Consider the following 23124-nt stretch of genomic DNA (forward strand, 5'->3'; position numbering starts at 1 on the left):
TTGAAAGGGCGAATTATAATTATCTAAAATAATTATTTATCGAAAACAGTTTGTCCATCAACTTCAGTTTCTAAAGCATGTAATGCTTTTTCAACTAATTTTCTTCTTAGAGAAACTTCTTCATCATGATCAAGTTTTGGATCTCCAAGAGGATGTGGAATAGCTATTGTAGGAACTATTCTGTTAGCACCTACTGTTAATGAAATTGGAACTACTGTACACATGTGAACTACAGGGATTCCTGCACGTTCAATTTCTTTTACCATTGTTGCACCGCAACGTGTACAAGTACCTCATGTACTAGTTAATATAACTCCATCAACATGGTTTTCAACTAATTCTTTTGAGAATTCTGATGCAAATTTCTTAGCATTTGCAACGGCAGTACCGTTACCAACTGTTGTGAAATATGCATTGTATAACTTACCAATTTTACCTTCTTTTTCAAATTCTCTCATGATATCAAGAGGTAAAACTCTGTTTGGATCTTCGTTTGCATATACAGGGTCATATCCACCGTGTGCTGTTTGAGCATTTTCACTTGTGAATGCGTCTACACCTGTAATGTCATATCTTCCGTATTTAGAAGCTGATGATGCTTCGATGTGATCTGGGTTTCCTTTTGCACAAATACCGCCAGATGTAACTAAAGCGATAGTTGCGTGAGCCATATCTTTTATAGCTGGATTTGGATCAACTCTGTCGAAGTTAGGCATTGGATATTCTGTAACATATTCTTCGCCTTTTAACTTCTTAAGCATCATGTCAACAGCTCTTTTTGCTCCTATTTCTTCTACGAATAGATTGTATCTTACTCCTCTTTCGATGTATCCTTCTTCTGCTGGAGTACCGATCTTTTCTTTCTTAGCTAATTTAAGAGCTAATGGAGCCATGTGTTGAACAGCGTCAACCATACCAGCTGCACTGTTCTTTGTGCTTACTATATATACTGATTTCTTGAACATATCAGCACCTGGGTTTTCAACGTACATACCAGTTACTGCTGGAATTCCAAGTTCATTTTGTACTGCGTCAGTAATTGTAGCGCAAGCTACACCGTATCTTCCTGCGTTAAATGCAGGTCCTGCGATGAATAGATCCGGTTCATATTTTTTAACCATTTCTAGTATAGCTGCTTTTGCTTCTTCTATGTTTTCTCCGAAATATGAGTCACCACATACTATAGTTGCAACAATTTCAGCTTCTCCTTTGAATTGGCCATTTAAAGCCATACCAGGACCCATAACCTTTTCTTCAACGTAAGGTTTTATATCAGCTTTTTCTTCTCCACCAACACCGGCAAAGAATTGGTTAATATAATGAACTACTTTTAATTTACTCATCATATTTCCCCCCTTTTACTAAAATTTTTGGGCACTATTTATATTGAGTGTACTCATCTCTGATATTTTTGATTTCACTAGTAATAGCGTCAACGTCTAATACCATTTCCATCATGCCTATTTGTTCGTCATAAACACCTGCATCTACACTTTCCTTAAATTCAGGTTCTAATGCATGGTATACCTTAAGTCCCAACGAGACTCCGGCTAAAGGACCAGCCCATGTAGGGTCACCTGCTGTAACAGTTTCAGCTGCTAAGCCTGCTGTTTCAGCTTCTCCTCCACCAAGTAAAACTATGATGTTTTCTGCACCGTATTTATCTACGGCTTCTTTTACTCTGTTTTGGTTTTCTAGGTCCATAGCGCCTGCAGCTGTTCAGACAAAACACTCAGTAGCTGAGAATACAACTTCTGCTGGAGTTGTCTTTACACACTCTTCCATAGCAGGACCAGGAATACCGTCTCTGTCGCCAATTATAACAACTTTTGAATTTTCATTAAATATTGACATTCAAAAACTCTCCTTTCCTAATTTGTAATTTTAAAATTTTTAATTAATTATTTGCCTCTTGCTGTTAAATATCCGAAACCTACTTCAGAAGTAGCTCCTGTTATAGCTTGGATTTCAACTGTTACTGAACCATCAGCCTTTAATGAACCGTCAAATCCACCTGCGATTGTATCGATAAATTCAGGGCGACCTATAACTTTGTCCATCTTAGGTAGTTCAATTAATTCATTTGCGTTACCGCCAGTAATAACTGCATCTGCAGCCTTATCAGCGTCCGCTAATGATTGAGAAGCACCGTCTCTACCAGCGTATTCGTCTGTAATGATTACAGTCTTAACGCCTTGACCTTCGATCTTCTTGCAGTTCATGATTAAGTCTGTATCTGGGTTACCAAAACCTTCTTGTGAAACAACAGCTCCATCAAGATCTAGATATCTAGTTAATTTAGCAGTCCAGTTTGAGCTTCTTTCCTTATCTGCAAGATAAACGTTTTCGTTAGTGATAATCATACCAACAAAGTTGATAGTTTTACCGTGTTCTTTGTACAATTCTTTAACAACTGGGTTGTTCATGTGTACATAAGATGGGTTCTTATCGCATGATGATACGCAGTTACCACTGATTATAGCTCCGTCAAAAACTTCAGTTGGGTATAAAATTGTAGGAACTATTTGTTTTGCATCGACACCATAAACGTATGTGTCATGTAGAAGTCCTTGAGATTGTAGCATTTGAACATATGCAACTCTTGGAAGTCCTTTGAACTTTTCAGCACCTTCCATTAAAGGTAATGTTTCATAAACTTCTGTTTCATCTGGAGTCAAGTTTCTTGCTGCTTCTGCTAAGTAAGCTGCAGTCTTGAATCCACAATATCTTAGAGCTTTTTCATGTTCGTGTTGCTTTAAACCATCAATTGGTTCAGCAATAACAACGATGTTGTTAGTTTTTGAGAATGGTGTATATTGAGCACCTGGGCCTGTCATGTCGACAATACCTTCTTGGAAACCAACAATTTTACCTGTTGTCATTACTGCACAACCTTTAAGAACGTTTGTTTTACCTGAACCAACTACATCAACTTTTGAAAGAATTCCAGGGAATACTCCGCCAGGTCCTTCAACTTTAACTCTTGGTTCAACAACATCTTTAACCGGTGTGATTCTAACACTTTCTCCCGGTCTAGCGATTTCTACGTCTACAGATTTAATGTGTTCATCTTCCTTGCAAAGGTTGATGATGTCTTCTTTATTTACATATAGAACTCCATTTTCTACCTTTGTCTCTTGGCCGAATTGAACATCTTTAATAAGCACGTTGCCTATTTCTAGACGCATAATCTCACCTCCCTTAAAATTTTAAATATATTTAACTATATAATAGTAAATAAACTTTAGTTATATTTTTCTAACATTTCTCTAACTGATTCTTTAGTAGCGTCTTCTTTAACTCTTGAATCAACTTGAGAACCATCTTTATAGATAGCAATTACTGGTAAACCCATAACTTTTTCGCCAATTGCTAATCTTCTTCCTTTTGAAATATCGAATGAAGTGAACTTAACGTTTTTGAATTCATCTTCCATAGCGTGGATGTGTGGCATTAAAGCCTTGCATGGTTCACATGTAGGTCCCCAGAAATCCACTAATACATATCCTTCAGCTTGTTTAACTTCTTGTTCGAAATTGTCCTTTGTTACTTCTAACATTACGATTCCTCCTTAAAATTTCTTTAAATTCTTTAATTTATACTTCAGACTATTAGTCTGCAAAGTGCTCGTTAATATACTTTTCAGCTTGTGTAGCTGCTATAGCACCATCAGCTGTTGCAGTTACAACTTGTCTTAATTGTTTTTTCCTATTATCTCCAGCTGCAAATACTCCAGGTATATTTGTGTGCATATTTTCATCTGTTACAATGTATCCGCCTTCCATATCAAGGATGCCTTCAACAATATCGTTCTTTGGAGTATATCCTACGAATACGAATAAACCAAATGTTCCGTCGTTTTCGTCAGCAAATATTTCTCTTCTTTCTTTTGTCTTAGTATCTTCAAGTACTATGCTTGTTAGAATACCATCACCTTTTACTTCTACAACTGTTGCGTTCCAGATATAGTCAAGTTTTGGATTCTTGTATGCTTTTTCCTTAATACTTTCAGCTGCACGTGCTTCATCTTTACCTTTTCTGTAAACAAGTGTAACTTTTCTAGCAAATTTAGATAGATACATTGCTTCTTCGAAAGCTGAGTCTCCACCACCAACAACATAAACTTCCATGTCTTCAAAGAAGTTAGCGTCGCAAGTTGCACAGTAGCTTACGCCTCTGCCTGTGAATTCTTGTTCGCCTGGGCAACCAATCTTTCTTGGTGTAGCGCCTGTAGCAACTATAACAGTTTTGCCTTCATAAGTTTTGTCTTTGCAAACAACTTTTTTAACTTTATCGTTAAGTTCTAGTTTTTCAACTGTGTCTATAACGAATTCTGCGCCAAAGCTGTCTACTTGATCTTTCATTCTCTTAATTAGGCTTGGGCCTGAAGCTTCTTCAACTGAACCAGGATAGTTAGCAACTTCATCAGTTATAACTATTTGTCCGCCTGCTTTTTCCTTTTCTAGGATAAGAGTTTTAAGTCTTGCTCTTGAAGCGTATAAGCCAGCTGCAAGTCCTGCAGGGCCTCCTCCAATAATAATTACATCATACATTATGATATTCCTCCTTATACTACATATTGTTTATTAACAAATTGTCCGTAAATTAAAAAACAGAAAACAAGCCACTCTTGTTCTCTGTCTATAACCTGTGAGATTCTCTTAAACAAGATTGCTCCATCGGTGCTAAAAGCTTTCCAGAGTACTGTCAAAATACGGTTCTTTTACCTGAGACTTTTGAATTAGAGTAGTGAGCTCAAATTCTTTACCCTTCGGTGACATACGTTCTCTCCCGCATCTGTCGTCCAGTTCTTTACTAACTATATTATACTACAAATAGTATAAAATTGCAAGCTTTTCTGTATTTTATTTTTTTATATCTGAATTAAAAAATCTTTGCTATTATTCTATAGTTTTATAATTTATTCAAAATGTTTTAATACATATCCTGCGATATTGTCTGCATGGTCACCTATTCTTTCAAGGTTCGATATTGTATCTAAGAATATAATGCCTTGCTCTTCTTCGCATTCGTTTGACATAAGTCTTCTAAAGTGTTTCTCTCTAAATTCTTTTTCGCATACGTCTATATTCTTTTCTACTTCAACTATATCATACGCCATATCTTCAGACATAGACCTATAGGCTTCCATTGTAAGTGTAAATACTTTTACAGTTAAATCATACATTTCGTTAAGTTCTTTTTTGCCCTCGCCTGTAAAATGTATATCCATATTTATTCTTTCTTCACTTAGTTGAGTTATATTTTTAACATGATCTCCCGCTCTTTCAATATCATTTACTATAAAGAACAAATCGTCAACTGTTTCATGTTGCTCTTTAGATAGTCCTGATGTTGATACTTTTACTAAATAATCTATAATTTCTTTTTGTAAGCTATTTATCAGATCTTCCCTATCATAAATAACTTCCATAAGTTCAATCTTTTTGTTAATTAACAAATTTCTTGAATCTTCTATATTTTGTAAAACTAAATCATTCATTCTTGTTAGTTCGTCCACAACTGTTCCTATGGCTAAACCTGGTGTAGTTAATATACGATAGTCTAGGTGTATAGCGTGCTTGTCTTCTTTATTGTCACTTTCTGGTATAAGTTTTTGCGCAATCTTAACCAAAACTTTAGCAAATGGCATCATCCAAAGTACATTTATCACGTTAAAGAATGTATGTGCCATAGCGATTTGTGTTGTAGCTGAACTAAAAGTATTGACTACATAAGCTTCTATTGGATTCTTTAAGAAAAGTAAAAATACTATGGAGCCAAACACATTAAAAATAAAGTGAATAAATGCCGCTTGCTTTGCTGTTCTACTTGCGCCAATACTTGAAATAAGTGCTGTTGTTGTCGTTCCTATGTTTTGTCCAAATAATATTGGGAAAGCTATGTGCATATTAATAATGTTTTGTGATGCAAGTGCAAGTATTATTGCTTGCGCAGCTGATGATGATTGAAGTATTGTCGTCATTACAAGACCGACTAAAAGTCCTAACCACGGATTAGTTAATTTTGCCATTAAATTAGCATAAACTGCGCTTTCTCCTAATGGCCTCATCGCATCGCCCATAGCTGCCATACCAAAGAATAGTATGCCAAGTCCTAAAACAATTTCTGCATAACTTTTTATTCTTTTCTTTTTACCAAGCATAAATAATAAAACACCGATAAATATCGCTATTGGTGCGTATCTAGAAATATTTAGAGCTAGCATTTGGCCTGTGATTGTTGTACCAATATTTGCTCCAAAGATGATTCCAACTGCTTGATATAGGTTCATAAGTCCTGCGTTTACAAAGCCGACAACCATAACTGTAGTAGCTGATGAGCTTTGTATAATCATTGTTACTACAGTACCAACTAATATACCCATGAAGGTATTTTTAGTTAAAGCGCCAATAATATTTTTTAATTTGTTTCCTGCTGCCTTTTGAAGTCCGTCTCCCATAAGGCTCATTCCGTATAGGAATAAACCAAGACCGCCCATAAGTCCTAATAAATAATCCATCTTCATCACCTATATTAGATTCATAAAATCAAGCTGTCTTAATGCTTCATACAATATAACCGTACAAGAGTTTGCCAGGTTTAACGATCTTTTTAAATCTTTAATCATTGGTATTCTTATTGCTCTTTCGCTATATTTTTTAATCAAATCCTCTGGTAAACCAGCTGTTTCTTTACCAAAGAAAATAAAGTCGCCATCTTTAAATTTAATATCAGAATAAATATTATTGGTCTTTGTGGTTGCCAAATAAAAATTTATATCTTTATTCTTTTCGAAAAAATCGTCTAAATCTTCATATATTGTAAGATCTAGATACTTCCAATAATCAAGACCAGCTCTTTTTAAATGTTTGTCGTCTAAATCAAAGCCAAACGGCTTAATCAGATGCAATCTTGAGTTTGTTAAAACGCAAGTTCTCGCTATCGCTCCCGTGTTATGCGGTATCTCTGGTTCATGTAAAACTATATTGATCGCCATGAGTTCCTCCTAGAAATATTGTTTTAAGAATTTCATTATGCCGTCATGATCATTGTCATAATCAGTTATGAAATCTGCTTTTTGTTTTAACTCGTTAGTAGCATTACTCATAGCAACACCAACTTTCGATTCTTCTATCATTTCTATGTCATTATTGTTGTCTCCAAAGGACATTAAATTATCTAGATCTAGTCCTAAGTTTTTACACAGATATTTTAATGATCTAGCTTTATTTACACCTTCTGGAACAATTTCAATATTATTAGTCCAAGAACTTGATATTTTAATCTTGTCAATTTTGCTTAGCTCTTGTCTTACTTCTTCAATATATTTTTTATCTTCTTCTACTAGTAATACTTTAAAATAAGAATTGTTCTCGCATGACTCTTTAATTTCTTTTATGTTATTATATTCAATTATATCTATAGTATCTTTTATATTTTTAGGTACTCTTGAGTATGTGTTTAGTGATGTAGTTCCCTTAAGCCTATAAAACTCATTCACTCCGTAAAAATGAAAGTTCATCTTATAATCATATAATAAGTCAACAACTTTTATAAAAGCATCTGTATCGATTGGTTTTTCATAAACCCTTCTGCCTTCATAGTCTGTGACCACACTTCCATTTGTGGCTACTATTGAAGTTTTAAATGGCAATATGTGTGCATAAGCTTCGATTGATTTATAAAGTCTACCGCTTGAGAGAACTATTTCAACTCCATTATTACTTAATCTTTCAAGCTCCAGTGATGTGCCTCTACTCACCATTTTTTCACTATTTAATAAGGTGCCATCCATGTCGAAGGCAAGTATTTTTATATCTATCATGGCAAAATCACCGCATCGTTATTCCCACTATCTTGGCCAGAGCTATCAATATCTGCAGATTTTTCAGAAACTCTAACTATTGTATCTCTCTTTGGATAATAGTTTTTCGTAAATTGTTTATTTGAAATAACTTTTCCATCTTTAGTAATAATTTTATTAGTTACTACTCTATATCCATCATAACCCTTGAAATCAACTACTCTCTCTCCTGGTTTAAGGCTAGTATCAACTTTTTCAATGGTTTCAGATTTAATTACTTCAACTATCTCTGATTTGAAGCTTATATCGTAATCTTTTTTAGTTTTGTCTCCATATACATAAAATGTTACTTTGTTTTTTGTCACACTTGAGTCTATATATATAGGAAAATCAAAATCATTTTTAAATCTTAAATTCTTTGTTCCTCTCCAAACTGCACAATCTTGTCCCTTTGGTACATAAGCAGCTGCTCTTGAATGAGGGTGTCTTTCAATGATTTTAACTCCAGCTCTTATAAGAGCGTTATATAGTGTTGTTGAAGTTTGACACATACCTCCTCCTAGGCCATCCTCATATTCTCCGCCCTTTAATACATGCGCATTTTTATAACCTTTTGCTGCAGTTACGTCTCCTATAGCATTATTAAAATTGAAAGATTCTCCAGGAAGCAATAATTTCTTTGAAACAGTATCTGATGATACTCTTATATTTGTCTTTCTCTCATTTGAGCTAGTACTGATATCTGTTGTAAATGAGCCTATAAGTCCATTGATTTTCTCTAACTCAGAATGTTTTTTCTCTGGTTCAATAGTCTCAACACTTGCAGTAACTGTTTCTTTACTATTGTTTATAGCATCAATTATATCATTTTTTAATTTTTCTGAATTTAATTTTTTTCCTTCTTTACTCTCAGTAGAAGTTATTTTGCCATTACTCACGCTAAATTCTGCGTTTACTGCGTCTGAATTAGTTTCGCTAGCAATTTTAGATACAAATTCATCAACATGTGAGTAATCAATTTCTTTATCGATATTAATATTTAGTGGATTTTCTTTAAGTGCTTCAAATTTATTATATCTTTCTTCTAGCTCTCCTTCTCTTGCATAATCGTATGCTTCGTTAATTGCTTTATCAACGTCCATCTTATGATCTAGATTTTTTAACTCAAAGTTATAATTTTTGTCTTCAACAGTTACGTTGATATTTTTTCCTTCTAATTCACTCGCTTTTGCTGTAAGAATTTTTTCTTTTGCATCTTCTTTTGAAAGTCCTCCAACATCAATTCCATCAATGGTGATGCCTGAGTAAATATTATCTCCTTGTAGTGCTTCTTCCATAGCTTCTATCCTTTTAAGCTCTTTATATTTTGTGTATCCAAAATATCCTCCGCCTAAAATTAATATTAGGACTATAAATATTGCTAATCCTTTTTTCATTTATCCATTCCCCTTCTATATAAACAAATCTCGCTCAAATCGCATTCCAAGCACAATGGTCTTTGTGCCTTGCATACTCTTCTTCCATGAAATATCAAAAGATGATGAGCAAGTGACCAAGTGTCCTTTGGAAGCTTTTTCATAAGTGCTTTTTCAGTATCCAATACATTATCTTCATGAACTAAACCAATTCTGTTTGAAACTCTAAATACATGAGTGTCAACAGCTATCCTTTGTTCGCCAAAAGCATTTGATAATACTACATTGGCAGTTTTTCTTCCTACTCCTGGTAATTCTACTAGCTCTTCAAACGTTTTTGGCACCTGGCTATCGTATTTATGTACTAATATATCGCAAGTCTTTTGTATGTTTTTTGCCTTATTTCTGAAAAAGCCTATGGACTTGACCATATCTTCAATTTCAGAAAGAGGTCTTTCTATGTAATCAACTGGTTCTGGCATGATTTGAAACATCACATCAGTAACCTTATTGACTTGCTTATCTGTTGTTTGAGCTGATAATATCGTTGCTATCAAAAGCTCAAATTCATTTCTAAAATGCAGCTCAGGACCTGCGTCGGGATAATCCTGACGCAGTATGTCCAAAACTGTATTTACTTCTTTTTTATTTAATACTTTTTTCATAACTATACATCTCTTTATCTATGTTTGTAATTTCAACCCTATCGTCATTATCGATAAAGTTTATAATTTTCTCGATAGTTTTCTCGTTATATTTACTTTCATTTGAAACGAAGGAAAATCCTAAATCACTTACCTGCCACTTATCATTGTCTGCAGCTTCACAAACAGAGACGTTAAACCTTGACCTTATTCTTTCTACGATGGATTTAACAACCATGCGTTTATCTTTTAAGCTCAAAGCATCATATATAGTTATGCTGATAAGCATATTCGTAACGAACATTATTGTAAAATGTTCATTTCCTTTCCTACTTTTTCAAATATTCTGCATGCTTCATCAAGTTGTTCTTTTGTATGAGCTGCTGTAACCATGCATCTTACTCTACCAGTTCCTCTTGGTACTGTTGGGAATACTATAGCTGAAACGAATACTCCGTTTTCAAGTAATTTTCTTGAGAATTCCATAGCTTTTGCTTCTTCGCCAATAATAACTGGAGTGATAGGTGTTTCGCTGTGACCAGTATTAAAGCCAAGCTTGCCTAGTTTTTCCTTGAAATATCTAGCGTTATCCCAAAGTTTATCAGTATATTCACTGCTTTCCATTAGCATCTTGATAGCTTCAGTTATAGCTCCAACTGATGCTGGTGTTAAGCTTGTTGAGAATAATACTGGTCTTGCTCTATGGATAAGCCATTCATACATAGTTTCTGAGCCAGCTACATAACCACCGATACAGCCAATAGCTTTTGATAAAGTACCGATTGAGAAATCAACTCTTCCGTGTAAATGGAAGTGGTCAACTGTACCTCTACCATTTTCTCCAAGAACTCCTGATCCGTGAGCGTCGTCAACGTAAGTCATACATTCGTATTTTTCAGCTAAATCAACGATGTCAGGAAGCTTAGCTATATCTCCATCCATTGAGAAAACACCGTCAGTTATAATAAGAACGTTTCTATAATCTTTTCTCTTTTCTTTTAAAACATCTTCCAAGCTATCCATATCAGAGTGTTTAAATATTGCTCTATCTGCTTTAGAAAGTCTTGAGCCGTCGATGATTGAAGCGTGGTTTAATTCATCAGAGATGATTAAGTCGCCTTTTTCAGTTACCGCTTGGATTGTACCTGCGTTACAGTTGAATCCTGATTGATAGATGAATGCTCTTTCTTCTCTTTTGAACTCTGCTAAAACTTTTTCAAGTTCTTCATGGATATCCATGTTACCAACTATGGTTCTAACAGCTCCTGAGCCTGCTCCGTATTTTTCTACCATTGCGATAGAAGCTTTTTTAATTCTAGGGTTATTAGCAAAACCTAAGTAGTTGTTTGATGATAAGTTTATTACCTTCTTACCATTTAAAATAATTTCAGCGTCATCAGGTGAGCTTAATATAGGTAATTTTCTATAAACTCCTTGATCTTTTAACTCTTGGATTTTGTCTTTTAAAAATCCTAATTCGTGTACATTTGACATAATACCCTTCCTTTCATTTGACTATATCATTTTTATTATTATCTATAATATTTGCATTTCTTTCGAGAATTTTTTTGCCTCTCCATAAGGCTGCCATAGCTTTATATTTTTCTTTAAATTCTCTATTGCTTAAGTTAAAGTCATCTTTATATACAAGTCCATAGTTATCTGATTCATGAAACTCTTCATGATAAACTTTTTTGGCATTTTTATTGTAAGGGCAAACTTCCTGGCAAATGTCACAGCCATATATGTAAGTCTTTATATTTTTCTTTTCAAATTCACTTAAGTCGCCCTTTTTTTGAGTGATATACGATAAACACTTTGTCATCTGCATCTTATAGCCGCAAAGTGCTCTATTTGGACAAGCTCTCTCACATATATCACATGTGCCGCAATCAATTTTTAGACTTTCATCATAAAAATCACTAGGCTCATTACTTATTATATACCCAATAAAGATAAAAGAGCCCAAATTTGGATTAATAATGCAGGTGTTTTTACCTAAAAATCCTAAGCCTGATTTTTTTGCAAGAAGTCTTTCAATCAAAGGACCCGTGTCAACAAAGACATGACTTTCACTTTTCTCATCTAAAAATAATTCTTTATCAATTTTATCAAGCTTTTCCTTGAAAATTTTATGATAGTCATATCCATAAGATGACCTTGATAATAAATAAGATCCTTCTTTTCTCTTAGCTTTTTTATAATTATAACTTAAACCAAAAACAATTATACTTTTAGCATTCGGAAAAAGAGTTTTTGGATTTAATCTTTCTTCCTTATTGTACTTAGTAAATTCATTTGATGCATCTCCAAGCAAATCTAATCTTGATGCATCGGTAATCCTAAATGCATCAACGCTGTATTTTTTTATTAATTTATCAAGTTCACTGTGTTTTATAATCATTTTAATAATTCAAAACTATCGTCAGTAAATCTTTTTGCCCCTCTATTATAATTAACAGAAAGAACTAGACCTATACACGCAAGGCCTGTTAATTGGAAAGTTCCTGCATAGCTTATAAATGGTAGAGGAATTCCTGTAACTGGTAAAATTCCTAGTATCATACCTATATTTTGCACTATATGAAATAAAAACATACCTAAAAATCCTGATACCATTGCGGAACCAAAAACATTGTCAGAACTCTTAGCTATAATAAGCATTCTTCTTAACATGGTGTAATATAAAAGTATCATTATCGCTCCACCTAAAAAGCCAGTTTCCTCACCTACTATAGCAAAGATTGAGTCAGTATGTTTTTCTGGAACGTATTTATATAAATTTTGTGTACCCTTAAATAAACCTCTGCCAAAAAGTTTGCCTGAGCCTAGTGCGATTTTGCCTTGAATAACTTGTCTACCTGAGCCCATAGCATCTCTTGTTGGATCAAGAAAGTCATATATTCTGTTCTTTTGATATTGGTTCATTGAAAACCATAATGCTGGTATCGATAAAATTCCTAAACCTATAGCGTACATAACATATTTTAAAGAAATTCCTTGTGAAAATATCATTATGAAAATGAAAAATACATATACAATTGCTGTACCAAAATCTGGTTGTAAAAGAATCAAAAATACTGGTAAGAATGCAAATGCAAGTATTTTAAGCAAAACAAATGGATTATTTAAATTTTCTATATTTTTATCTATGTACTTTGCAAGTGATATTATTAAACCTACCTTTACAAACTCTGATGGCTGAAATGAAAATCTAGATCCTATTTGTATCCAGCTTTTCGCATCGTGAACAGTTTTTCCAAATATAAGTGTTGCCACTAATAATAAGATGCATCCAGCATATATAAAAAGGTATAGCTTGCCCCATATATTGTAATCGATTATCATCAAAGTAAACATCACAACTAGTCCTAATGCTAAAGACAAAAAATGTGTTTTCATTAAGCCGTTTTGTACTGGCTTTGCAAATGATAGTGTAGTTGAATATACCATGATGGTGCCAAAAGCAAGTAGCGCCAGTATTGACATTACTAAAATTATATCTATTCTTAACTTAGGTTTTTTAATCATATTTTTCTCCTTTGCATACATATTTATTATAAAATAAATATTTCTCTAAGTCAAGAAGTATACTGATTATAATTTAATTTTTAATTAAATAATTTTACACAAAATAAAAAGCCTCGCTACTCTTAACGAGCGGCAAGGCCATATAAACAATATTATTCGTTGTCTGCTTCTTCTTTTTCTTCTTTACCTACTACAGGTACATCAGCTGCTGAAGTTTCAACTGCTTCTTCTTCTTTTTCTTCTCTTGGTGCTGATAATGAACATACAACTTCATCTAGATCTATAAGTACTTCAACATCTTTGTTGTCACCAACTATATCCTTAACTGTAAATGAGTCATCATATTCCATGTTTTGAACATCAATTGAGAAGCTATCTGGAATGTTGCTTGGTAATACAAGAACTTCGATAGTATCAAGTTGTTGATTTAATACAGATGGTTGTTTTCTGATTTCATCTCTGTTAAGTAATTCAACTGGAACTTCGATCTTAATCTTTTCGTCCATGTTAATTCCTTGGAAACCAACATGTAGAATTTGATTTTTGAATGGGTGTCTTTGAATTTCCTTAATAATAGCTGGTCTAACAGCTCCATCGATGTCAAGATCTATGATACTTGTCATACCTGCTTTTTGGTATAACATTTTGAATTCTAGATCATTGATAGTAATGTGTTCTGATTCTTTTCCTTTTTGGAAAATTGCTGCTGGTAATTGTTCATTTTGTCTAATTTTATCAACTTTATTTTTTCCTACAGCTTCACGCTTTTGTGCTTTTAATTTGTATTCAGCCATAATATCCTCCTTAAATTTATTACTTATTTATTATCTGATTTGTCTTCAGCTTCACTGTCATCTTTTGTTTCAGTGTCTTTGCTGTCGTCTTTAGTATCAGCGTCTTTGTTATCAGCATCTTTTGCTTCATCGTCTGTCTTTACATCGTCATCTTTAATTTCTGGTAAATCCATCTTCTTAACGTCTGCATTTGCTCTAAGTTCTTTCATGTATTCAACAAATTTTTGAGTTTTTAATGTTTGTTCTATCTCAGCTTTTAAATCTTCAAGTTGATCTTTTTTATCTTCAACTTTTACTATGTGATATCCCATATCACTCTTAAATACTTTTGAGTAAGAACCGATTTCAGTTGAGCTAACTGCATTTAAGAACTCTTCTGGCATTGATGATGCTTGAACTTCGCCCATCTTACCACCATTTGATGCTGAGTAAGTATCGCTTGATTCTTTCTTAGCTAGTTCAGCAAAATCTTCACCAGCTTGAAGTCTATCGTAAAGCTTTTTAGCGTCATCTTCATTGTCCGCCATGATTTGGCTTAAGCTATACTTTATAAGCTTATCCTTGTTAGAATCATAGAATTCTTTGATTTCTTCATCAGTAATCTTATTGTCCTTATAAAAAGATTCTTCTAGTTTTTGTTGCTTATAATCTTTTTTGATACTATCTTTAATGAAATCATCTGTTATATTTTGTTGTTTCAAGAATTGTTCGTATTGTTCTTTACCGCCCATATCCTTGATTGTTTGTTCATATAACTTGTTTACTTCTTCATCTTCGATAGCAATCTTCTTCTTATCGATTTCTTGATTAATAAGTTCATCAACTATAAGTTTTTCAAGTATATTATCTTTAAGCTTATTCTTAAAAGAAACACCGTCTTTATCAGTTTTCTTTAGCGCTTCTTCTCCAAGTTGTTGCTTATACATACGTTCATATACTTTATAGTTTTCTGTGAAATCTTTTTCACTTATTGCTTTTCCGTTAACTGTTGCTACTGCATCTTCATCTGCTTTTTTACAAGATGTAGCAAATAAGATTGACATCACAGTTAAAACAAGCAAAATAATTTTAATGTTTTTCTTCATCATATCTCCCCTTAATTTTTACTCATAGGATTATTATATATCTTTTTAAATAAATTTTCAAGCTTTTTTTATCTATTTACTCATTTTAAATAAAATTAATATATCTTTTATGAGTTTTATCTTGTTTTCGCCCTCTATAGATATTCTTATAACATTCATATATCTCTTGTTTATATAAAGTCTGTTCTTATATTTCTTATATATATCAGCTATCCATTGAGGATTGATAACTTTATCGTTTAAAAATTCTATCCTAAAATCGCCACCGACCTCATTAATTGATGTTATCGAAAATTCTTTTGCCATGGATCTAATCTCGCTTATATCGATTAGATTAACTATTGATTTAGGTATATCGGCAAATCTGTCAACGATTTCATCTATAAGCTCGCTCTTCATCTCTTCGTTTTCAACTGCAGCTATCTTTTTATATAGATCCATCTTAATGTATTCGTCAGGAGCAAAATCATCTGGTATATAAGCATCAACGGTGATGTCAACTCTTGTATCAATATCTTCTTTAACCTCATAGCCTCTAAGCTTCTTTATAGCAAGATTTAAATATTTGATATATAAATCATAACCGATCGCAGCAATGTGGCCGTGTTGAGACGTTCCCAATAAATTACCTGCGCCTCTAATTTGCAAATCACGCATAGCAATTTTATATCCACTGCCAAGCTCAGTAAACTCTTTTATTGCCTTTAATCTCTCTTCTTGTGTTTCAGTAAGAACTTTATTTTCTTTATAAGTGAAATAGCCGTAAGCAATTCTATTCATTCTGCCTACTCTTCCTCTTAACTGGTAAAGCTGGCTTAGACCCATATTTTCTGAGTTATAAACAATAATTGTATTTGCGTTTGGTATGTCTAAACCTGTCTCGATTATGGTTGTCGATAGCAAAACGTCATATTTATGATACATAAAATCCATCATAACTTTTTCAAGTTTTGACTCAGTCATTTGTCCGTGACCGATGGCAATTCTTGCTTCAGGAACTAAATTTTGTAATTCATTATACATTTTTTCAATGTTCTCAACATTATTAAAGACAAAAAACACTTGACCGTCTCTATCCATCTCTTTAAGTATCGCGTCTCTAACTAGACTCTTATTATACTCCAATACATAGGTTTGTATAGGATATCTATCTTGAGGCGCTTCCTCTATAACAGACATACTTCTTATGCCTGACAAAGCCATGTGCATGGTTCTAGGTATTGGTGTAGCTGAAAGTGATAAAACATCAACATTTTCCTTAAGTTTTTTAATTTTTTCTTTATCTCTAACACCAAATCTTTGTTCTTCGTCTATGATTAATAAGCCTAAATCTTTAAATCTAACATCATCTGATAATAATCTATGTGTTCCAACGACTATGTCTATGCTATGTGTTTTAAGTTCTTCAGCTGTTTGCTTTTGCTCTTTACTTGTTCTAAAGCGAGACATCATGGCCGAACGGATTGGATATTTATTAAATCTCTCAATAATTGTCTCATAATGCTGCTGACAAAGTATAGTTGTTGGACATAAGAATGCAACTTGCTTACCGTCCATAATAGCTTTAAACGCTGCTCTAAGGGCTACTTCAGTCTTGCCAAAACCAACGTCCCCGCATAAAAGCCTATCCATGGGCTTATTTGACTCCATATCTCTTTTTATATCGATAATTGCTTCGAGCTGTCCCTTCGTCTCTTCATATGGGAAAGACTCTTCAAAGTCTCTTTGCCAAGCAGTATCTTTTGAAAAGGCATAGCCCTCTTTTTCTTTTCTTATTGCGTATAGCTCAACTAAATCTTCAGCCATCTTTTCAATAGCCTTCTTTGATTTTGATTTTTGCTTGATCCAGTCATTTGTAGATAATTTATTTATCTTAACGTCTTTGCTATCTTTATCAGAAAACTTCTGTATCCTATCCATCTGAGCGATTGGTACATAAAGTTTGTCCTCGCCCTTATACTGTATATATAAGAAGTCTTTTTTTACGCCAAGAACTTCTAGCTTAACTATGCCCTTATATATACCTACACCATGGTCTTCATGAACTATATATGTTCCTTCGGATATATCTGAAATATCAAGCTTCTTTGAAGATTTTTTCTTTCTAAGTTTTTCTTTTTGCGAGCCATAAATATCATTTTCAGATAAAACTATAAATTTATTTTCACTAAATACAAAACCTCTAGTAGATGAATCATTTCTTAATAAGAGTTGATTTGATAAAATCTTGTCATCTACTTCATCCTCTTGTATAAAAGCTATGTCATTATCTTTTAATAGAGAATAAACTCTATCATATCTTTCAAGGTCCTTAATCGATAAAAGTATCTTATAGCCTCTTAGCTTATAATGCCTTAAATCATCAATAAGTGCTTCATACTTAGAATTATACTTTGTTACAGAATTTAAATGTAAATTGTAAATAGCTTTTGGATTAAAATCTTTTGTATTTAATAATATATTTGACAATAAAAGTAAATTATTCTTCTTAATCCTACTAAGAACGTCACCATATGACATGATGGCGTTAAACTCTTTTAGTAGTATCTCGCCGTTCTTATATAAGGACTCCATCTCTTGAGAGTGAAAATTTATGTACTTATCATACTCTTCTTCAAGTCTTTTACTCTCATCTAAATAAATATAAGTATTTTCATCAAAATAATCAAAGATGCTGCACTTGAATTTATCAGGAATATATCTTAATAGCAATGATCTGTTCTTATCAAAACTATCTTCCTTAAGCATCTCAAAATATTCTTTAAACTTCTCATTCATAAGTGAGTATGAGCTTTTGTTAGCTTCTTTTGTCTTGTCAAAATCTTTTTTTAAATTATCAATAATGTTTTTTTTATATTTATCAAGAATTAAAATTTCTCTCGCCGGATTAATAATAATTTCTTCAGTCGTTGCAATAGTTTTCTGTGTGTCTTTATCAAATATTCTTATAGAATCAATTTCATCAGAAAAAAACTCTATCCTAAATGGCATATCAGAAATCGAGTCAAATATATCCACAATAGAGCCTCTAAGAGCAAACTCACCTTTATTAGAGGCGATACTTGCTCTTTTGTATCCAAGCTCAGTTAAAGAACTAGTTAATTCATCAATATTAACGATTTGACTAGTCTTTAAGCTAAAACTTAGGCTCTCGTAGATATCTTGACAGATAAGCTCTTCATCAAGAGTTTTTACATCCATTATCAAGATAGAGTTTTTGTCCTTGAGTACAGACATAAGCGTCTGTATCCTTGAATATTCAGTTTCTAAAGAGGAGTCGCTAACATTATAAAAAAGCATCTCTCTCTTTTTTAAATAATATACATTGGCATGAGAATTTTTTAGATCCTCATAAATTCTTCTTGCTCTTGCTTCATCATATGTGATGATGATTGAGCTAGTATCAGTTTCATCTTGGATAGTTTTAACGCTAACACCTATAGCTTCTTCTACAAGACCATTAATAAATATTGGACTTAAACAGTTTTTAACGTCCTTAACTATATCTTTGTATTGAAAAGCTAATAAGCCTTTTTGTAAAATATCCATATTCCACCTATTTTCCGTTGTACATATTCATCGCATAATCTTCGCCTTTATCAAGTATACAAAGGCACGCTTTAGCTGCGTTTTTATATGTTTTTTCTATATCTACTTTTTCTTCTTTAGAGTATCTAGACAGAACAAAGTCTGCCAAATCAAAATGTTCCGACTTTTTGCCTACACCAATCTTTACTCTAGTAAATTTATCGTTGTTAAGCTGATAAACAATTGACTTTAAACCGTTGTGTGTGCCAGCACTTCCCGACTTTTTTATCCTAAGCGTAGCAAAATTTATATCGATATCATCAACTATTACAATTAAATCTTTGATATCAAGTTTATAGTATGCCATAAACTCTCTTATAGCAATACCGCTCTCGTTCATATATGTCATAGGCTTCATTAGATAAAGCTTATCTCCATTATATGTCGTGTAGCCAAATTGTGCATGAAACTTAGCATTGTTTAGCTTAAGATTTAACTCATCAGCTAAGATGTCAATCGTTTCAAAGCCAGCATTATGCCTAGTTCCATCAAAGCGATCTCCAGGATTGCCTAGTCCTACTATGAGTTTCATTAATCAAATATCGAACTTATTGATTCGTTGTTATGAATTCTTTCGATTGCCTTAGCTAGTTGATCAGCTATGCTTACAACTTTGATTTTATCAGTAACATTGCCTATGTTTAGAGGAATTGTATCTGTAATTATAAACTCTTCAAGCTTACTAGAGATAAGCCTTTCAATAGCTGGTCCTGACAATACACCATGAGTTGCGCAGCCATAAACTTTCTTTGCTCCGCCCTTTTCAGTTAAATATTCAGCAGCATGACAAATAGTTCCTGCTGTATCTATGATATCGTCAACTAAGATACAAGTTTTGCCTTCAACGTCACCTATAACGTTCATAACTTCTGATACGTTTGGCTTTGGTCTTCTCTTTTCAATTATAGCGATAGGAGCGTCTAATTCATTAGCAAAATTTCTTGCACGAGTAACTCCGCCAAGGTCTGGTGAAACTACTACTACATCATTAAGATTCAATGACTTGAAGTACTCTGCTAAGTGTTTTATAGCTGATAGATGGTCTACTGGTATATCAAAGTAGCCTTGTATTTGTCCTGCATGAAGGTCCATAAGAACAGCTCTATCTGCTCCTGCTTTTTCAATTAGATTAGCAACTAATTTAGCTGTGATTGGTTCTCTTGGTTTAGTCTTTCTGTCTTGTCTTGCGTATCCATAGTATGGAATAACAGCGTTGATTCTGCCAGCTGAAGCTCTTTTACATGCGTCTATCATGATTAAAAGCTCCATAAGGTTATCATTAACTGGTTCATGTGTTGGTTGAATGATAAATACGTCAGCGCCTCTTACTGTTTCTTTGATATTTACAGCTATTTCTCCATCTGAGAAATGTGTAACTTCAGAATCAATAAGCTCTGCACCTAAGTGCTTGCATACATCTTTTGCTAATTTTCTATTAGCGTTTCCTGTTAAAACTTTTAGTTGTCCTAGAAATGAATTCATTTTTCTTCCTCCATATTTTTTTTATTTTTTACCCAATCTATCTTATCAACTTGTCTAGCTCTTGCTATTGACAAAGAATCCTTTTTAACTTCTGTTATTATGGTTGAGCCAGCAGCTACGTAGGCGTTCTCGCCTATCTCAACTGGTGCAACTAAATTAGAATTGCTGCCTATAAAGGCATTATCTTCTACTTTTGATCTGTATTTATTCTTGCCATCATAGTTTGCAAAGATTACGCCGCAGCCGATATTGACATTGCTGCCAACATCTGCATCGCCCACATACGCTAAATGACCAGCTTTCGTTCCATCGCCTAAGCTAGCATTTTTTATTTCAACAAAGTTACCAACTTTACAATCTTTTCCAATTTTTGAATTTGGTCTAAGGTGTGCGTTTGGTCCCACCTTTGTCCTCTCATCAATAAATGAGTCTTCAATCAATGAGCTCTCAATAGTAACTCCTTTTGCTATATGTGAATTATTTATCCTAGTGTAGCCATATATCTTTACATTATCTTCAATAATCGTATTTCCTTCAAGTATAACGTCTGGATATATCTCTACGTCTCTGCCAATTTTAACATTTTCTTCTATATATACATTGGATGGATTTTTAAAGTAAACACCTTCTATCATCCATTTTGTAATAATTTTTTTTCTTACAATTTCTTCAATTTTGGATAAATCTAATTGATTGTTAACACCTAGAGCAATATTTTGATCACCGCTTATATATGCATCAACCTTTTTATTTTTACTCAATAGATAAGCAACAGCATCGGTTAGATAATATTCTTTTTTAACGTTATCATTCTTCAAATTATTTATTGCGTCTAAAAAATCTTTGCCCTTGAAGCAATAAATTCCTGAATTAACTTCTTTTATCTTAAGCTCCTCATCGTTTGCATCTTTTTGCTCAACTATCTTAGTAAGATTATTATCTTTATCCCTAAGTATCCTGCCATAACCATCACAATTGTCTAAGATGGCACTTAATATAGTCATATTATTATCGTTATCTTTATGAAATTTAAGAAAATCTTTTAATATCTCTTCATCAACTAGTGGTGTGTCTCCAAAAATAACTAAAACATTATCATCATTTTTTATATGGCCCTTGGCAAGTGATGCTGCATAACCAGTGCCATAAGGCTCACCTGGCCCCATTTTTTGTTCGATAAACTCTATGCTTTTATCTGAAGAAAATTCTTCGATAACCTTATCTTTGTTGTTGCCAACAATTAAATATCTCTTGTCAAAGCCAGCTCTTTCAGTCGCATCTAAAACATACTTTAACATTGCCTTTCCGTTTATCTTGTGCAAGACCTTAATCAGAGATGATTTCATTCTAGAGCCTTCGCCAGCTGCTAGAATTATAGCTTGATTCATTAGATTATATCCCCTTTCCAATTACCTTTTCTATATAGTATGTAGCCATACAGTGATGTACATAAATTTGATAAACTCATCGCAAGCCATATTGCGATAGGTCCCATCATAAATACATGTTTAAATACCAGTATCATAGGTATTCTTAATACCCAAAGTCTTCCAAGAAGCATCTTCATCGCAAGATCAGTTTTTCCTGAGCCTTGGAAAAGTCCTTGATAAACATTATAAAGACCCATGCAAAAATTTGTTAGCAAGATGAAAAACAAATATTCTCTTGAAAGATACATAAGATTTTCGCTTGCATTATTTAAAAATATTCCTAAAACTTGATCTCTAAATATCCAAACCACTATTGAGCCTAGTATGCAAATAAAGTTTGACATATTACAAGCGGTTCTAAAGGCAAGTTTTACTCTGTCATAATTTTTAACGCCCTTATTTTGACCAACTATGCTTACTATTGATTGCCCTATACCTCCTGGTGGCTGCGATATGATTGATGTGACCCTGTTTATTGTTACAAAAGCAGTCAATGTATCTTGACCGTAGGATAAAACAAAAGTATTAAGTATGATAAAGCCTAGTGCTTCACCTGATTGACCTACGCATGACGGAACGCCTATAGAAATAATCTTTTTACAGGCAGCACTATCAAATTTATATTTAAAAAAGTTTATATCAATTAAACCTTTTTTAATTGCACATATAATTAAAATTATTGCCATAAAAGCTTGTGACAATATAGTCGCAAGCCCTGCTCCCTTAATCCCCATGTTAAGTCCTTGTAGACCAATGAATGGAATTTTATCATATATAAATATAGGATCAAGTACGGCATTGATTATTGTTGATATACCGCTGACTATAGTTGGAGTTCTTGTATCTCCAGCTGATTGAAACATAGAATTCGTCGAGAAAAATATAAATACAAAGGGTATACCTAGATATAAAATATCCAGATAAGCCTTGCTCTCTACGAATAATTTTCCTTCTGCACCCATTAGTTTAAGAATGGTCGAAGAAAAAACTATCCCTATACTTACTAATATGATAGACAGTATAATGGTTAATATATAAACATTTTCTTTATATGTTTTTACTTTTTGAATATCACCTCTACCAATGAGCTGAGAAATAAGACTCGTCGATGCTATTGATAAACCGATACCTATAGATATAAACAAAAACATAACTGGCCAAATAAATCCAGTCGCTGCGAAACTTATCTCGCCAATACCTGATACCCAATAAGAATCAACTAGATTGTAGAGCGTTTGTATTATGTTGTTTAAAACTATGGGTGTTGCGAGCGTTATTATTGTCTTTTTCATGTCGCCATGAAGAATTAAGTCTCGTCTTTCGTCCAAATCTATTGCTTTCATTGTTT

21 protein-coding genes and 1 riboswitch are annotated in these 23124 nt (G+C 33.2%); all 21 genes read right to left on the reverse strand.

Annotated features, from left to right (window positions below; translation table 11 throughout):
* Nucleotides 1–32: 32 nt before the first annotated feature.
* Complete coding sequence (grdB, locus tag AC2UOP_RS01980) at nt 33–1343, reverse strand: glycine reductase complex selenoprotein B (protein WP_484832572.1); 1311 nt, start codon at nt 1341–1343, stop codon at nt 33–35.
* A gap of 34 nt (nt 1344–1377) precedes the next feature.
* A complete protein-coding gene (gene grdA / locus AC2UOP_RS01985; RefSeq protein ID WP_083304710.1) occupies nt 1378–1854 on the reverse strand; it encodes a glycine/sarcosine/betaine reductase complex selenoprotein A in 477 nt (158 codons plus the stop codon).
* Between the two features lie 47 nt (nt 1855–1901).
* On the reverse strand, nt 1902–3188 hold the full coding sequence (locus AC2UOP_RS01990; RefSeq protein WP_484832445.1) for a glycine/sarcosine/betaine reductase component B subunit: 1287 nt from the start codon (nt 3186–3188) through the stop codon (nt 1902–1904).
* Between the two features lie 56 nt (nt 3189–3244).
* On the reverse strand, nt 3245–3559 hold the full coding sequence (trxA, locus tag AC2UOP_RS01995) for a thioredoxin TrxA (protein WP_019213627.1): 315 nt from the start codon (nt 3557–3559) through the stop codon (nt 3245–3247).
* A 52-nt stretch (nt 3560–3611) separates the two neighbouring features.
* Nucleotides 3612–4553, reverse strand: a complete 942-nt coding sequence (gene trxB / locus AC2UOP_RS02000) for a thioredoxin-disulfide reductase (protein WP_484832446.1) — start codon at nt 4551–4553, stop codon at nt 3612–3614.
* A 152-nt stretch (nt 4554–4705) separates the two neighbouring features.
* Nucleotides 4706–4804: riboswitch (glycine riboswitch) on the reverse strand.
* A gap of 117 nt (nt 4805–4921) precedes the next feature.
* Entirely contained in the window at nt 4922–6523 is a 1602-nt protein-coding gene (locus AC2UOP_RS02005) for a Na/Pi cotransporter family protein (RefSeq protein WP_484832447.1), read from the reverse strand.
* A gap of 9 nt (nt 6524–6532) precedes the next feature.
* Complete coding sequence (locus AC2UOP_RS02010; RefSeq protein WP_484832448.1) at nt 6533–7000, reverse strand: tRNA (cytidine(34)-2'-O)-methyltransferase; 468 nt, start codon at nt 6998–7000, stop codon at nt 6533–6535.
* 9 nt (nt 7001–7009) lie between these two features.
* Nucleotides 7010–7828 (reverse strand): Cof-type HAD-IIB family hydrolase, encoded by an 819-nt coding sequence (locus AC2UOP_RS02015; RefSeq protein WP_484832449.1) that lies wholly within the window; start codon nt 7826–7828, stop codon nt 7010–7012.
* The gene (locus AC2UOP_RS02020) at nt 7825–9243 is read right to left on the reverse strand and encodes a VanW family protein (protein ID WP_484832450.1); all 1419 of its coding nucleotides are present in this window, start codon (nt 9241–9243) and stop codon (nt 7825–7827) included. Before AC2UOP_RS02020 ends, AC2UOP_RS02015 begins: the two co-directional genes overlap by 4 nt.
* Nucleotides 9240–9887 carry an endonuclease III gene (gene nth, locus AC2UOP_RS02025; protein WP_480019661.1) on the reverse strand — a complete coding sequence of 216 codons (648 nt, stop codon included), beginning with the start codon at nt 9885–9887 and terminating at the stop codon, nt 9240–9242. Before nth ends, AC2UOP_RS02020 begins: the two co-directional genes overlap by 4 nt.
* Nucleotides 9868–10170: a DUF503 domain-containing protein gene (locus AC2UOP_RS02030; protein ID WP_019213635.1), complete on the reverse strand. Its 303-nt coding sequence runs from the start codon at nt 10168–10170 to the stop codon at nt 9868–9870. The genes nth and AC2UOP_RS02030 overlap by 20 nt, the downstream gene beginning before the upstream one ends.
* Nucleotides 10170–11360, reverse strand: a complete 1191-nt coding sequence (locus AC2UOP_RS02035) for a glycine C-acetyltransferase (RefSeq protein ID WP_085840127.1) — start codon at nt 11358–11360, stop codon at nt 10170–10172. The genes AC2UOP_RS02030 and AC2UOP_RS02035 overlap by 1 nt, the downstream gene beginning before the upstream one ends.
* Nucleotides 11361–11373: 13 nt before the next feature.
* Nucleotides 11374–12270: a tRNA epoxyqueuosine(34) reductase QueG gene (gene queG / locus AC2UOP_RS02040; RefSeq protein WP_484832451.1), complete on the reverse strand. Its 897-nt coding sequence runs from the start codon at nt 12268–12270 to the stop codon at nt 11374–11376.
* Nucleotides 12267–13397 (reverse strand): rod shape-determining protein RodA, encoded by a 1131-nt coding sequence (gene rodA / locus AC2UOP_RS02045; protein WP_484832452.1) that lies wholly within the window; start codon nt 13395–13397, stop codon nt 12267–12269. Before rodA ends, queG begins: the two co-directional genes overlap by 4 nt.
* Before the next feature lie 152 nt (nt 13398–13549).
* Nucleotides 13550–14191, reverse strand: coding sequence for a 50S ribosomal protein L25 (locus AC2UOP_RS02050; protein WP_085840124.1), 642 nt, complete (start codon nt 14189–14191; stop codon nt 13550–13552).
* 23 nt (nt 14192–14214) lie between these two features.
* The gene (locus tag AC2UOP_RS02055) at nt 14215–15276 is read right to left on the reverse strand and encodes a peptidylprolyl isomerase (protein WP_070599943.1); all 1062 of its coding nucleotides are present in this window, start codon (nt 15274–15276) and stop codon (nt 14215–14217) included.
* Nucleotides 15277–15348: 72 nt separating this feature from the next.
* Nucleotides 15349–18825 (reverse strand): transcription-repair coupling factor, encoded by a 3477-nt coding sequence (mfd, locus tag AC2UOP_RS02060; protein ID WP_484832453.1) that lies wholly within the window; start codon nt 18823–18825, stop codon nt 15349–15351.
* Between the two features lie 7 nt (nt 18826–18832).
* Complete coding sequence (pth, locus tag AC2UOP_RS02065) at nt 18833–19396, reverse strand: aminoacyl-tRNA hydrolase (protein WP_484832454.1); 564 nt, start codon at nt 19394–19396, stop codon at nt 18833–18835.
* Nucleotides 19396–20346: a ribose-phosphate diphosphokinase gene (locus AC2UOP_RS02070; RefSeq protein WP_484832455.1), complete on the reverse strand. Its 951-nt coding sequence runs from the start codon at nt 20344–20346 to the stop codon at nt 19396–19398. The genes pth and AC2UOP_RS02070 overlap by 1 nt, the downstream gene beginning before the upstream one ends.
* A complete protein-coding gene (gene glmU / locus AC2UOP_RS02075) occupies nt 20343–21734 on the reverse strand; it encodes a bifunctional UDP-N-acetylglucosamine diphosphorylase/glucosamine-1-phosphate N-acetyltransferase GlmU (protein ID WP_484832456.1) in 1392 nt (463 codons plus the stop codon). Before glmU ends, AC2UOP_RS02070 begins: the two co-directional genes overlap by 4 nt.
* Nucleotides 21734–23119, reverse strand: coding sequence for an MATE family efflux transporter (locus AC2UOP_RS02080; RefSeq protein WP_484832457.1), 1386 nt, complete (start codon nt 23117–23119; stop codon nt 21734–21736). The genes glmU and AC2UOP_RS02080 overlap by 1 nt, the downstream gene beginning before the upstream one ends.
* Nucleotides 23120–23124: the final 5 nt, after the last annotated feature.

This window comes from Fenollaria sp., from assembly GCF_057222035.1.